The following is a 12,474-nucleotide window of genomic DNA, read 5'->3' on the forward strand; positions in this document are numbered from 1 at the left end:
TCGGTCAGCTGCCGTGCTGGGCGCGGAGCTGGTGCTTGAGGATCTTTCCGGAGGCGGTGCGCGGCAACGCCGCCGTCACCACCACGGACTTGGGGAGCTTGTACCTGGCCAGCGAGCCGGCCAGGTCGGCGAGCAGTTGCTCGGGGTCGAGGTCGGCGCCGGGTTCGGGGACGACGAGGGCGCGGCCGACCTCGCCCCACTTCGCGTCGGGAACGCCGATGACGGCGCACTCGGCGACACCGGGGAGGGCCAGCAACGCGTCCTCGACCTCGGCCGGGTAGACGTTCTCCCCGCCGGAGATGTACATGTCCTTGATCCGGTCGGCGATGGTGACGAAGCCGTCCGCGTCCGTACGGGCGGCGTCGCCGCTGCGGAACCAACCGTCGGTGAAGGCGGCGGTGCTGGCGTCGGGCAGTCCCCAGTACCCGGGGCTGACGTTCGGGCCGCGGACGACGATCTCGCCCAGTTCCCCGGCCCGGGCCTCCCGCCCCTCCGGGCCGAGCACGCGCACGTCGGTGAAGAAGTGCGGGACACCGGCGGAGCCGGCCTTGGCCACGGCGTGCTCGGCGTCGAGGAAGAGCACTCCGGGGGCGGCCTCGGTCATGCCGTAGCCCTGGCAGAAGGTGAGGCCGCGGCGCTGGTAGACCTCGATCAGCGACGTCGGCACGGGTGCGCCGCCACAGTTCAGCAGGCGCAGGCTGCTCAGGTCGGCCTGTGCCCAGCCCGGCTGTCGGGCCACCAGGTCGAACATGGTCGGGACGCCGAACATGACCGAGATGCGCTCGTGTTCGATCAGGTCCAGCGTTCCGGCGGCGTCGAAGGACTCGACCAGGAGCAGGGCGCCGCCCTTGAGCAGGACCGGCAGCGCCAGCATCCCGAGGGCTCCGGAGTGGAACAGCGGGGCGGAGACCAGGGCGCGGTCGTCGGAGACCAGGTCGTAGTCGAGGAGGACGTTGACGGAGTTCCAGGTGAGGTTGCCGTGGGTGAGCATCGCACCCTTGGGACGACCGGTGGTGCCCGAGGTGTACATGATGACGCAGGTGTCGTCGGGCGTCACCGGTTCGTCGATCGGGAGGGGATCGACGGCGGCGAGCCGCGCCTCGTAGTCGGGGCCGATCTCGACCGTGAGCGGGACGCCCGGACCGACCTGTCCGGCGCAGGAGGTGGCGTGGATCAGCGCCTTGGCGCCGCAGTCGTCGAGCTGGTACGCGATCTCGGGTGCGGTGAGGCGGGTGTTGAGCGGGACGAACAGGGCGCCGAGCAGGCCGGCCGCGAAGAGCGTCTCCAGGTAGCTGGGGTGGTTCGGGCCGAGGTAGGCGACACGGTCGCCGCGCCGCACGCCCGCGCCCCGCAGCGCATGGGCGAGCCGGGTGGCGCGCTCGTACAGGTCGGCGTAGCTGATGCGGCGTCCGTCGTGGACGAGCGCGGTGCGGTGGGGGGTCTTCCGGGCGCGGCGGGCGGGCCAGGAGCCGAGTCCCTGGTTGCGCATGGGTGGGTGCCCTCTCAGCTGAGCCCGAGCAGGCGGGCGGCGTTGTCCTTGAGGATCTTGGGCCTGACGGCGTCCTTGATCGGCAGCTTGTCGAAGTCGGCGAGCCAGCGGTCCGGGGTGAGCACCGGGTAGTCGGAGCCGAAGAGCACCTTGTCCTGGAGCAGCGAGTTGGCGTACTGCACCAGCTGCGGCGGGAAGTACTTCGGCGACCAGCCGGACAGGTCGATGTGGACGCCGGGCTTGTGCGTGGCCACGGCGAGCGCCTCGTCCTGCCAGGGGAAGGAGGGGTGCGCCAGAATGATCTTCAGGTGCGGGAAGTCGGCGGCGACGTCGTCGACGTGCATCGGGTTGGAGTACTTGAGCCGGATTCCACCGCCCCCGGGGACGCCCGCGCCGATGCCGGTCTGGCCGGTGTGGAAGAGCGCGACGGTGCCGGTCTCCTCGATCAGCTCGTAGAGCGGGTAGGCGAGGCGGTCGTTCGGGAAGAAGCCCTGGATGCTGGGGTGGAACTTGAAACCCCTGACTCCGTACTCCTCGACCAGCCGCCGGGCCTGGCGGACACCGGCCTTGCCGCGGAACGGGTCGACGGAGGCGAAGGGGATCAGCACGTCCGCGTTGGCGGCGGCCGCCTCGGCGACCTCCTCGTTCGGGACCGGCGGTGTGCCGGTGGCGTGCTCGGCGTCGACGGTGAAGACGACGGCGGCCATGCGGCGCTCGCGGTAGTAGGCGGCCATCTCGGGCAGGGTCGGCTTGCGGGAGCCTTCGACCTTGAAGTAGCCGCTGGAGGCGTCGTGCAGGTGCTCGGCGAGGGAGGCCTGGCCGTTCGCGGAGACCTCGGCGTGCGTGTGCACGTCGATGGCGGTCAGCTCACTGACGTTCACTGACCGCTCCCGGCGGGGACGGCGGGCGCGGGGATGCCGACGGTCTGCGGCTCACGGCCGACCGAGGTGGCCCAGGTCGCGGCGATGGCCTCGGGGGTCCAGCCGCCGTCCGCGTAGGCGACCGCGGTCTCCTGCGGGTGGGACCACAGGGCCAGCTTGTCGCCACCGATGCCGATGCACTGGCCGGTGATGCCGCGGGCCGCGTCCGAGGCGAGGAAGGGGACGAGGGCCGCGCAGTCCTCGGCGGTGCCGAAACCCTCGCCCTTGCGCAGGAAGTCGGGCAGCGGCCGGCCCTGCTTCATCGCCTCGATGAAGGGGGCGAACACGGGGATGGTCTCGGTCATGGCGGTGGCGGCCACCGGCACGACCGCGTTGACCGTGATGCCGTTGCGCGCGAGCTCCATGGACCAGGTGCGGACCATGGCGGCGATGCCGGCCTTGGCGGCGGCGTAGTTGGTCTGGCCGAAGTTGCCGCGCTGCCCGGCCGGGGAGCCGATCATGATCAGGCTGCCGCCCTCGCCCTGCTCGCGCATCCGGATCGCGGCGGCGCGGGCACAGGTGAACGTGCCGCGCAGATGGGTGGCGACGACCGCGTCGAAGTCCTCGTCGGTCATCTTCCACAGCACCTTGTCACGCAGGATGCCGGCGTTGGTCACCAGCACGTCCAGCCGGCCGAACTCGGCCACCGCGCGGTCGACCAGCGCCTGCGCCGCCTCGCTCGTGCCCACGGCGACGGCCTCGGCGACGGCGCGGCCGCCGGCTTCGGTGATGGACTTCGCGGCCTGCTCGGCGACGTCGCCGTCGAGGTCGTTGACGACGACGGCGGCTCCGGCCCGGGCGAGAGCGGTGGCGTAGGCGAGGCCGAGCCCGCGGCCGCTGCCGGTGACGACGGCGACCTTGCCGGTGAGGTCGATCGATTCGGGGAAGGTTTCGTGGCTCATGGCAATTGAAGGTAAGAGCAATCATTGTTGTCGTCAATGGTTGTTGTCGGCCGTGATTCTGCGGCATGATCTTCCGCATGAGTGACGAGCCATGGATGCACGGCCTCCACACGGACACCGGCTACCTGCTGTACCGGCTGGGCCTGCAGGCCGGCAGCCTCTTCAACGGCAGCCTGGAGCAGTACGGCCTGCGCCTGCGCCACTATGCCGTGCTGCGCTACCTCGCCACCGTCGAGGGGGCGCGCCAGCGCGAACTCGCCGACCGCCTCGGCTACGACCCCAGCGCGATCGTCTCCCTCCTCGACGACCTTCAGCGGCTCGGACTCGCCGAACGCCGGCCCGACCCGGGCGACCGCCGCACCCGCATCGTCGTCCTGACGGAGGCGGGGCGGGACCTGCTCCGCGACAGCGAGCAGGACAGCGTGCGGGTGACGGACACCCTCCTCGCCCCACTCGAAGCCGCGCAGCGGGACGAACTGCACGCCCTGCTCCTGCGCATCGCCGAACCCGACAGGCGCTGACCCGCCCCGGGCGGACCGCGAAGCCGGACGGCGCGCGCAGCGAGGGCGCCCCCGGGCCCCTCGCGCGAAGGGCTCGCGGGTGAGGGGCCAGGGGGCGGTGTGGTGGACGAACTCGTGTGTGCCGCTTCGGGGTTCGGGCGGGGTGGCGCCCTGCGTCCCGTGAGGGTCAGGCCGGGCGGGGGAGGTAGGCCAGGCCGTGGGCGCCCGGGTCGGCGAGCTTGGGGATGGTCAGGCGGGAGACGGGGGTGAGGGTGGCCAGGTCGATGACGTCGACGGTGGAGGAGACGACGCTGGCGACGTAGGCGAGGGCGCCGTCCGGGGAGGAGGTGATGGTGAGGGGGAAGAGGCCCACCTCGACGGAGCCGAGGCGGCGATGGTCGTCGGCGGCGAACACGGTGAGCCGACCGGTGAGTTGGCGGCCCAGGGCGTTCTCCGGGTCGGGAGCCAGCCGGACCTCGCCGGCCAGCAGTCGGCCGGTCGAGGTGAGGTGGACCGGCAGGGCGGGGGAGTCCGTCGGGAGGACGGCCGTGACGGTCGCGGTCGGGACGTCGATGACGCGGATGCCGGGGGCCGCGCCGGGCGCGGTGGTGGTGGAGAGGTACGGGCCGGCGGCGTAGACCCGGGTGCCGTCGGGGGAGACGGCCAGCCCCTCGCTGCCGGGGACCTCCACCTTGGCGGTCAGAACGCCCTTGTCGAGGTCCACGACCGAGACGAAGGGCGCCTCCTTGTTGGTGGCGAAGCCGGTCCGGCCGTCCGGCGAGATGGCGAACCAGTGCGGACCGGGGGCGTCGGTGTCGATCCGGCCGAGCGGGCGACGGGTCTCGGTGTCGATCACCACGACGCCGCCGGGGCGGTCCTCGCCGCCCTCGACGCTGACGTAGAGGCGGCCCCGGGCGGCGTCCAACGCGAGCCCGTGCGGGCCGTGTTCGGGGGCGAGGTCGATCACGTCGACGATCCGGCGGGTGTCGGCGTCGATGACGGTCAGTTCGGTGCGGCGGCCGCTGTTGGCGTGGTAGTAGCCCGAGTGGTACGCGCTGCTGCACCAGAGCAGCCGCCGGGTCGGGTCGAAGCACAACTCGTGCGGCTCGGCGAGGATTTCGACGGTGTCGAGGTGCCGGTCGTCGGCGGCGTCGAAGAACGAGACGGTCGGGCCGCTCTGACTGACGACGGCGAGGACGTCACCGGCGCGGTCGGCGCGGTCGGCGCGGTCGGTGCGGTCGATGTGGGAGGGCTGGGGCATGTGAGGACTCCTCAGGGAGGGCTTCGCGGTCATCCCGATCGTTCCTCGGCGGCCCCCGCGGGAACAATGCAAGGATCGGCATCGGATAGTTGCCCAGAACGCAAAGACACAGTTCAGGAGGGTGTGATCGATGGATCTCAATCTGCTGCGGGCCCTGGACGCCCTGCTCCAGGAGAACAGCGTCACCCGCGCGGCCGAGCGGCTCGGCACCTCGCCGGCGGCGGTCAGCCGGATGCTGGCCCGCCTGCGCCGCGCCGTCGAGGACCCGCTGCTGGTGCGCGCCGGGCAGGGGCTCGTCCCGACCCCGCGGGCGCTCGAACTGCGGGAGGAGGTGGGCGCGTTGCTGCGCGGCTGTGACAGCGTGCTGCGTCCCGGCGCCGGGTTCGACCCCGTGCACCTGGACCGCACCTTCACGGTGCAGGCCGGCGAGCTGATGCTGGTGCGGGTGGCCGGCGCGCTCGCCGAGCGGGTACGGGCCGAGGCGCCCCGGGTGGACGTGGTGTTCCTGTCGGAGACCCTGGAAGGCGGCCCGGCGCTTCGGCAGGGCCTGGTGGACGTCGAACTGGGCGTGCTCGGACACCTGGACCCGGAGGTCCGCACCCGCCGGCTGCTGACCGCCCCGCTGGTCGGTCTCGCCCGCAGCGGCCACCCGCTGTTCGACGGCCGTCGGATCACCGCCCGGCGCTTCGCCGCCGCCGACCACATCGGCGTCTCCCGGCGCGGCAAGCGGCTCGGCCCGATCGACACCGCGTTGGCCGGGCTCGGGCTGCGGCGCCGGGTGGCGGTCATCGTGCCGAGCCACACCGGCGCCATGCTGCTGACCCGGGACAGCGACCTGATCACCCTCGTCCCGGCCGACTGGCTGCCGGACACCATCGCCGCGCTGGGCCTGCGCACCTTCCCGATCCCGCTCGAACTCGCCCCGCTGGAGCTGGGGATGGCCTGGCACCCGCGCAACTCGGCCGACCCGGGCCACCGCTGGTTCCGCGAGCACGTGGCGGCCGCGGTGCTGGGCGCGGGGGCGGACGCCGGGTCGGAGGTGGACGCCGGGTCGGGTGTGGGGCCGGGCGACACGGAGTGAACCGGGAGGGTGGACGCGGCGCCCCGGCTCGGTCCCCGGCGTGAGGTCGGGATACCCTGCCGGGGTACGAACGGGCGGCGAGGACGGGAGGCGGGGATGCTGCGGTTGCGGCCGTCCGGCCCGCCGGTGCCGTGGGCGCCGCGCCTGCTGCTGCTCGCCGCACTCCTGCTCGGCATCGTGACCATGCACACCCTCGGCCATCCGGGCGGTGCGCACGGCGGATCGGGCGGCTCCGGCGGGCACGAGGGCCCGGGGACGCACGCCTCCGCGATGCACCAGGCGGGCGCCGTCCACCGGGCACCGGCCGCCGAGCCCGTGCACGACTCCGCCGCCTCAGCCCTCGACTCCGCCGCCCTCACGGCCGACCCGGCCGCCTCAGCGCTCGGCCCCGTCGTCTCCGCGGTCGACCCCGCAGCCCCCGGCGGCATGGACCCGATGGCGGTCTGCCTCGCCGTCCTGGCCGGCTGGACGCTGGTGCTGTTCCTCACCGGCGCACTGCTGCGCCGCAGCGGCGCCGCCGCCGCCGAGGTCCGGGCCCGGCTGCTGCGGGCCGTCCGCGCGCTGCCCCCGCCCGGGGGCGGGCGGATACTCCTCACCCGACTTTCGGTGCTGCGTCAGTAGGCGCGCGCCCGCCGTCCCGTGCCCGCGCCCGCTCAGGGGTGCCCGCGCGCACATCCACGCGCCCGCGCGCACATCCACGCGCCCGCTCGCTCCCCACGGCGCCCGCGCACGGAACGGCCGACGCGACGTCCTGCACACCCACTCACCGCACGAGGTGTACTCCGCCATGCGCACACCCACCCGTCGCACCGTTCTCGGCGCCGCGCTCGCCGCCGCCGGGACCGGACTGCTCACCGCCTGCTCCTCCGGCTCCATGAAGGGCATGGACCACGCCGGAATGAACCACGGCTCCACGACCGGGACGAGCGCCCCCGCCGGTGCCCCGGCCGGCGCGTCCGCCGCCCCGGCCGGCTACCTCTCCCCGAACGGCCCCGAGGTCGCCGCCGCCGAAGCCCGGCGCAACCCCGGCCCGGAGCGGAAGGTCGCGCTCACCGCCACCGAGACCACCCTCGACCTCGGCGGCCGCACCGTCCGCAGCTGGGCGTACGGCGACCGCCTGCCCGGCCAGGAGGTGCGCGCCACCCTGGGTGACACCCTCGCCGTCACCCTGGCCAACCACCTCCCGCAGTCCACCTCGCTGCACTGGCACGGCCTCGCGCTGCGCAACGACATGGACGGCGTGCCGGGCGTGACCCAGGCCGACATCCGGCCCGGCGCCTCGTTCGAGTACCGCTTCGCGCTCTCCCACCCGGGCACGTACTGGTTCCACCCGCACTCCGGCGTCCAGCAGGACCGCGGCCTGTACGCCCCGCTGATCGTCGAGGACCCCAAGGAGCCGCTGGCCTACGACAGGGAGTGGGTGGTCGTCCTGGACGACTGGGTGGACGGCGTCGACGGCAGCACTCCGGACGCCGTCCTCGCCGAACTCGCCCAGGGCATGGGCGGGATGGACCACTCGGGCGGCTCCGGCCACGACATGTCCGGGATGTCCGGCCACGACATGTCGGGAATGCCGGGAATGTCCGGCGCGGGGAGCGCCCCGAGCGGCGCCGCCGCCCCCGGCCGGATGCTGGTGGGCGCCCGGAGCCCGCTGCTGGGCGGCGACGCCGGCGACGTCGCGTACCCGTTCCACCTGGTCAACGGCAGGCTCGCCACCGCGCCCGAGACCTTCACCGCCAAGCCCGGAGACCGGATCCGGATCCGGCTGGTCAACGCGGGTGGCGACACCGCCTACCGGGTCGCCCTCGGCGGCCACGAGCTGACCGTCACCCACACCGACGGCTTCCCGGTCGAACCGGCCGCCACCCAGGCGCTGCTGCTCGGCATGGGCGAGCGCTACGACGTGCTGGTCACCGCCGGGGACGGTGTCTTCCCGCTGACCGCCCTGGCCGAGGGCAAGAACGCCACGGCCCTGGCCGTGCTGCGCACCGGCGGTGGCTCCGCGCCCGATGCCGCCGTCCGCCCGGCCGAGCTGGACGGCCGGCTGCTCACCGCCGGGCAGCTCAAGGCGGCCCCGGGCGTCCGGCTGCCCGCCAAGGCGCCGGACCGCACCGTGACGCTGGAACTCACCGGCGGGATGGCGAAGGCCGACTGGGCGTTCAACGGCCGCAGGTACGACCCGGCGCAGCGCTACCCGGTGGCGGCGGGCGAGCGGGTGCGGCTGGAGTTCCGCAACAGCACCACCATGTGGCACCCCGTCCACCTGCACGGCCACAGCTTCGCGCTGCCCGGCGACGGCCCGCGCAAGGACACCGCGATCGTGCTGCCGGGTACGACCCTGGCCGTCGACTTCGACGCGGACAACCCGGGTCTGTGGATGGTGCACTGCCACAACGTCTACCACGCGGAGACGGGCATGATGACCGTCCTCGGCTACCGGGCCTGACCCCGGGCTCCCCCCCCCCGCGCGGGAATTGGCCCGGAGTTTCACGCCGGAGGGGCCCCGAACCGCCAGTCGGTTCGGGGTCCCCGCGTTCGAGACACCCGGCTCGCCGCGCCGTGCCACCTGGCCTGCCGGCCCGTGCCCGCCGGCCTGCCGAACCGCGCTGCCGGGCCCCCGCGTCGCGCTGCCGGGCCCCCCGCGTCGCGCCCCCCGCGCCGGCCTGCGCGGCCATGACGTTTTCTTAACGCGGGCCGATAGCGGATTCTTAACGCCCGTCGCATAGCCTGTCGCATCGCCGTCGTTCGACGGCGTTTTACGGGGTCTTTAAACAAGAGGTGCAAGGTGGTTTCGTCGGGTTCGACGGAGACGGCGGAGTCGGATGCGCCGTCGGCGCGAATACGCCTCCGCAGCTGGTTGCTGGAGGACGTGAACGCGGAGAAGCCCGCGCAGCGGTCCGCCGTGGAGGGCGCCCCGGAGGAGTCACCCGAGGGCGCCGGCGCGGCGGCGGGGGATTCCGCCGCGCACGCCGGCCAGCGCTGGTGGCGCGTGATGTGCCTGACCGGCCTGGACTACTTCTCCACGCTCGGCTACCAGCCGGGCATCGCCGCCCTGGCCGCGGGCGTGCTGTCGCCGATCGCCACCATCGTGCTGGTGGTCGTCACCCTGCTGGGCGCGCTGCCGGTCTACCGGCGGGTGGCCAAGGAGAGCCCGCACGGCGAGGGTTCGATCGCGATGCTGGAGCGGCTGCTGTCGTTCTGGAAGGGCAAGCTGTTCGTCCTCGCGCTGCTCGGCTTCGCGGCCACGGACTTCCTGATCACCATCACGCTGTCCGCCGCAGACGCGAGTGCGCACCTGGTGGAGAACCCGCACCTCACCAGCCTCCTCGGCAACAAGCAGGTGCTGATCACGATGATCATGATCGCGCTGCTCGGCGCGGTCTTCCTCAAGGGGTTCAGCGAGGCGATCGGCCTGGCGGTGCTCCTGGTCGGGACCTACCTGGTGCTGAACGTGGTCGTGGTGGCCGTCGGCCTCTGGAAGATCATCGAGGCGCCGCACGTGGTCACCGACTGGACGGACGCGCTGACCGCCCAGCACGGCAATCCGATCATCATGGTCGGCGTGGCCCTGGTGACCTTCCCGAAGCTGGCGCTCGGCCTGTCCGGCTTCGAGACCGGCGTCGCCGTGATGCCGCACATCAAGGGCGGCCCGGACGACACCGAGGCGAACCCGGCCGGCCGGATCCGCGGCACCCGCAAGCTGCTGACCACCTCCGCCGTGATCATGAGCTGCTTCCTGATCGCCACCAGCTTCATCACCACGCTGCTCATCCCGGCCGACCAGTTCAAGGCGGGCGGCGAGGCCAACGGCCGCGCCCTGGCGTACCTGGCGCACGAGTACCTGGGCGGCACCTTCGGCAGCGTCTACGACCTCTCCACCATCGCGATCCTCTGGTTCGCCGGAGCCTCCGCGATGGCGGGCATGCTCAACCTGCTGCCCCGCTACCTGCCCCGCTACGGCATGGCCCCGCACTGGGCGCGCGCGGTGCGCCCGATGGTGATCGTGCTGACCCTGATCGGCTTCCTGGTCACCTGGATCTTCGACGCGGACGTGGACGCCCAGGGCGGCGCGTACGCCACCGGTGTGCTGGTGCTGATCAGCTCCGCCGCCATCGCGGTGACCATCGCCGCGTACCGGAAGCGCGAGCGCGGCTGGACCATCGCCTTCGCGGTCATCTCGGCGATCTTCCTCTACACCACCGTGCTGAACTGCCTGGAGCGGCCGGACGGCCTGAAGATCGGTGCCTGCTTCATCGCCGGCATCATCCTGGTCTCGCTGCTCTCCCGGCTGCGCCGCGCCTTCGAGCTGCGCGTCACCAACGTGGCCATGGACGACGTGGCGGAACGTTTCATCAGGGACTACGCGCACCGCCCGCTGCGGCTGATCGCCAACGAGCCGAGCAACCGTGACATCGCCGAGTACCGCGACAAGATCCGCCAGATCCGCGCCGACAACGACATCCCCGGCGAGGACGACCTGGTCTTCGTCGAGGTGACCGTCCGCGACGCCTCCGACTTCGAGGCCGAGCTCACGGTGCGCGGCGAGGTGCTGCACGGCCGCTACCGGGTGCTCACCCTGGAGAGCTCCAGCATCCCCAACGCGCTCGCCGCGCTGGCGCTGAACATCCGGGACCGCACCGGGCAGCAGCCGCACCTCTACTTCGAGTGGACCGAGGGCAGCCCCTTCGCCCAGTTCCTGCGGTTCTTCCTGTTCGGGCAGGGCGAGGTCGCGCCGGTCACCCGGGAGGTGCTGCGCGAGGCCGAACCGGACCGCTCGCGCCGCCCGCGCGTCCACGTCGGCTGACCGGCGGTCCGTCCGCCGGCCGTGGCCCGTCCGACCGGGCCCGGCTGCCACGGTCCGTCCGACCTGACCCGACCTGACCCGACCCGAACCGAACCGAACCGAACCGGTCCATCCGGCCCGGCCCGCCCGCTCCGAGTGTGGGGGCGGGCCGTCGGTGTCCCCCGGGGGGAACGACGGACCGCCGCCCGCGCCGGGGGGGGCGCGGGGGGCGGATCGGTGGGACGGGAAAGGGTGGGTGGGGACAGGACGGGTGGGCTCAGGACGGGAGGTCGAGGACCAGGCCGGGCTCGATGAGATCCGGGTCCTCGCCGACCGCGTCGCGGTTGAGTTCGTAGAGCGCGGGCCAGCCGCCGGGGAGGCGCAGCCGTTCGGCGATGTCGCCGAGGGTGTCGTACTCCCGGACGGTGTAGGTGCCGTCCTCCGAGACGGCCCTGGCCGGGACGGCGGACCGCGGCGGTACGGCGCCCTCGCGGCCGTGGCCGCGGACGGCGCGGGCGCCGCAGACGGGCCAGGGGGAGAGCCCGCGGTGGTCGGCGAGGTGCTCGGCGACGGCGATCTGCTGCTCGCGGGTGGCGAGGTCGGCACGCGGTGCGTAGGCGAGGCCGCCGTTCTCCCGCCACGTGGGCTGGTCGAACTGGAGGCCGCCGTAGTAGCCGTTGCCGGTGTTGATGCGCCAGTTGCCGGTGCTCTCGCAGGCCGCCACGCGGTCCCAGTCGTACGGGCCGCGGTCGGCCCTTCCGGAGCCGGGTCCGCCGGCGCGGCCCGGTGGCGCGGCGTGGGCCGCGGGGGCGACGGCGAAGGCCACGGTGAGGGCGCAGAGCGCGGTCGGGACGATACGGCGCAGACAGACGGTGGGAGGCATGGGCGGCTCTCGGGCTGGGGGACAGAACCTGCGTCGTCCGCGGACGGCGCCCTTCCACCCATGCACGCCGGACGGGGTGTTCCGGCGCCGACACGTCGGGCAGGTCACCCGCACGGCGGCCCGGTACCACCTCGCCGGCCCGCGGCCGAACGGCCGTCACCCCCGTCACCGGCCCCCGATCCACAGTGGCCCCGGACGTTCCTCGAAGAAGGGTGCGAACGATGACGATCGGTCAGTGCGCCGCGCGGGCCGAGCTGGGCGTGATCGGCGGCTCAGGGCTGTACGCGCTGCTGGACGACGTGACCGAGCTGCGGGTCGACACGCCGTACGGGCCGCCGAGCGACGCGCTGTCCCTGGGCGGGGTGGCCGGCCGCAGGGTCGCCTTCCTGCCCAGTGCGGCGCCCGCCGCCTGAGCTCCGGCGGCACCGCCAAACAGCTCGCCGGATTCGCCACCGCCCCGCTGCGCCGCCCCGCCCCGCACGTCCACCTCGGCGCCCCGCTCCACCTGCCCGGCGACGTCGCCGAGGCCACCGCCGCCGCCCACCGCGCCGTCACCACCGCCTGGCGCACCGCGCGGCGGCGGTGCCCAGGGCCGGGGTGGGGTCGTGGGGCCGCGTGCGACACGTCACGGATGGCGTGATCCGTGGCAACTTCC

The 12,474-nt window shown here is 73.5% G+C and carries 10 protein-coding genes and 2 pseudogenes; 7 read left to right on the forward strand and 5 right to left on the reverse strand.

Annotation, left to right across the window (positions count from 1 at the left end; translation table 11 throughout):
* Positions 1-4: 4 nt before the first annotated feature.
* Genes ABZ449_RS02780 through ABZ449_RS02790 form a run of 3 tightly spaced genes read right to left on the reverse strand, consistent with a single transcriptional unit; the run spans position 5 to position 3,311 of the window.
* Entirely contained in the window at positions 5-1,489 is a 1,485-nt protein-coding gene (locus tag ABZ449_RS02780) for a long-chain fatty acid--CoA ligase (RefSeq protein ID WP_360339033.1), read from the reverse strand.
* Between the two features lie 14 nt (positions 1,490-1,503).
* Positions 1,504-2,370 carry an amidohydrolase family protein gene (locus tag ABZ449_RS02785; protein WP_360339036.1) on the reverse strand — a complete coding sequence of 289 codons (867 nt, stop codon included), beginning with the start codon at positions 2,368-2,370 and terminating at the stop codon, positions 1,504-1,506.
* Entirely contained in the window at positions 2,367-3,311 is a 945-nt protein-coding gene (locus ABZ449_RS02790; RefSeq protein ID WP_360339039.1) for an SDR family oxidoreductase, read from the reverse strand. The genes ABZ449_RS02785 and ABZ449_RS02790 overlap by 4 nt, the downstream gene beginning before the upstream one ends.
* Positions 3,312-3,388: 77 nt before the next feature.
* Between ABZ449_RS02790 and ABZ449_RS02795 the strand changes: the two genes are divergently transcribed.
* Entirely contained in the window at positions 3,389-3,832 is a 444-nt protein-coding gene (locus ABZ449_RS02795; protein ID WP_360339042.1) for a MarR family winged helix-turn-helix transcriptional regulator, read from the forward strand.
* A gap of 166 nt (positions 3,833-3,998) precedes the next feature.
* Here ABZ449_RS02795 and ABZ449_RS02800 read toward each other — a convergent pair whose 3' ends face one another.
* On the reverse strand, positions 3,999-5,072 hold the full coding sequence (locus ABZ449_RS02800) for a YncE family protein (protein ID WP_360339045.1): 1,074 nt from the start codon (positions 5,070-5,072) through the stop codon (positions 3,999-4,001).
* 130 nt (positions 5,073-5,202) lie between these two features.
* Here ABZ449_RS02800 and ABZ449_RS02805 point away from each other — a divergent pair, with 130 nt between their 5' ends.
* The 4 genes from ABZ449_RS02805 (at position 5,203) to ABZ449_RS02820 (ending at position 10,957) form a co-directional block, all read left to right on the forward strand.
* Complete coding sequence (locus ABZ449_RS02805) at positions 5,203-6,153, forward strand: LysR family transcriptional regulator (RefSeq protein ID WP_360339048.1); 951 nt, start codon at positions 5,203-5,205, stop codon at positions 6,151-6,153.
* 96 nt (positions 6,154-6,249) lie between these two features.
* Positions 6,250-6,774, forward strand: coding sequence for a hypothetical protein (locus tag ABZ449_RS02810; protein WP_360339051.1), 525 nt, complete (start codon positions 6,250-6,252; stop codon positions 6,772-6,774).
* A gap of 166 nt (positions 6,775-6,940) precedes the next feature.
* Positions 6,941-8,599: a multicopper oxidase family protein gene (locus tag ABZ449_RS02815; protein WP_360339054.1), complete on the forward strand. Its 1,659-nt coding sequence runs from the start codon at positions 6,941-6,943 to the stop codon at positions 8,597-8,599.
* Between the two features lie 339 nt (positions 8,600-8,938).
* Positions 8,939-10,957 carry an amino acid transporter gene (locus tag ABZ449_RS02820; protein WP_360339057.1) on the forward strand — a complete coding sequence of 673 codons (2,019 nt, stop codon included), beginning with the start codon at positions 8,939-8,941 and terminating at the stop codon, positions 10,955-10,957.
* 256 nt (positions 10,958-11,213) lie between these two features.
* Here ABZ449_RS02820 and ABZ449_RS02825 read toward each other — a convergent pair whose 3' ends face one another.
* Positions 11,214-11,819: a transglycosylase family protein gene (locus ABZ449_RS02825; protein ID WP_360339060.1), complete on the reverse strand. Its 606-nt coding sequence runs from the start codon at positions 11,817-11,819 to the stop codon at positions 11,214-11,216.
* Positions 11,820-12,040: 221 nt separating this feature from the next.
* Between ABZ449_RS02825 and ABZ449_RS02830 the strand changes: the two are divergent.
* Positions 12,041-12,211: pseudogene (locus ABZ449_RS02830) on the forward strand (5'-methylthioadenosine phosphorylase); the annotation flags it as partial.
* Positions 12,211-12,459, forward strand: a pseudogene (locus ABZ449_RS02835) (hypothetical protein); the annotation flags it as partial. The pseudogenes ABZ449_RS02830 and ABZ449_RS02835, both read left to right, overlap by 1 nt.
* Positions 12,460-12,474: the final 15 nt, after the last annotated feature.

Source organism: Kitasatospora sp. NPDC005856 (genome assembly GCF_040629945.1).
In the GTDB taxonomy this organism is placed as follows: domain Bacteria; phylum Actinomycetota; class Actinomycetes; order Streptomycetales; family Streptomycetaceae; genus Kitasatospora.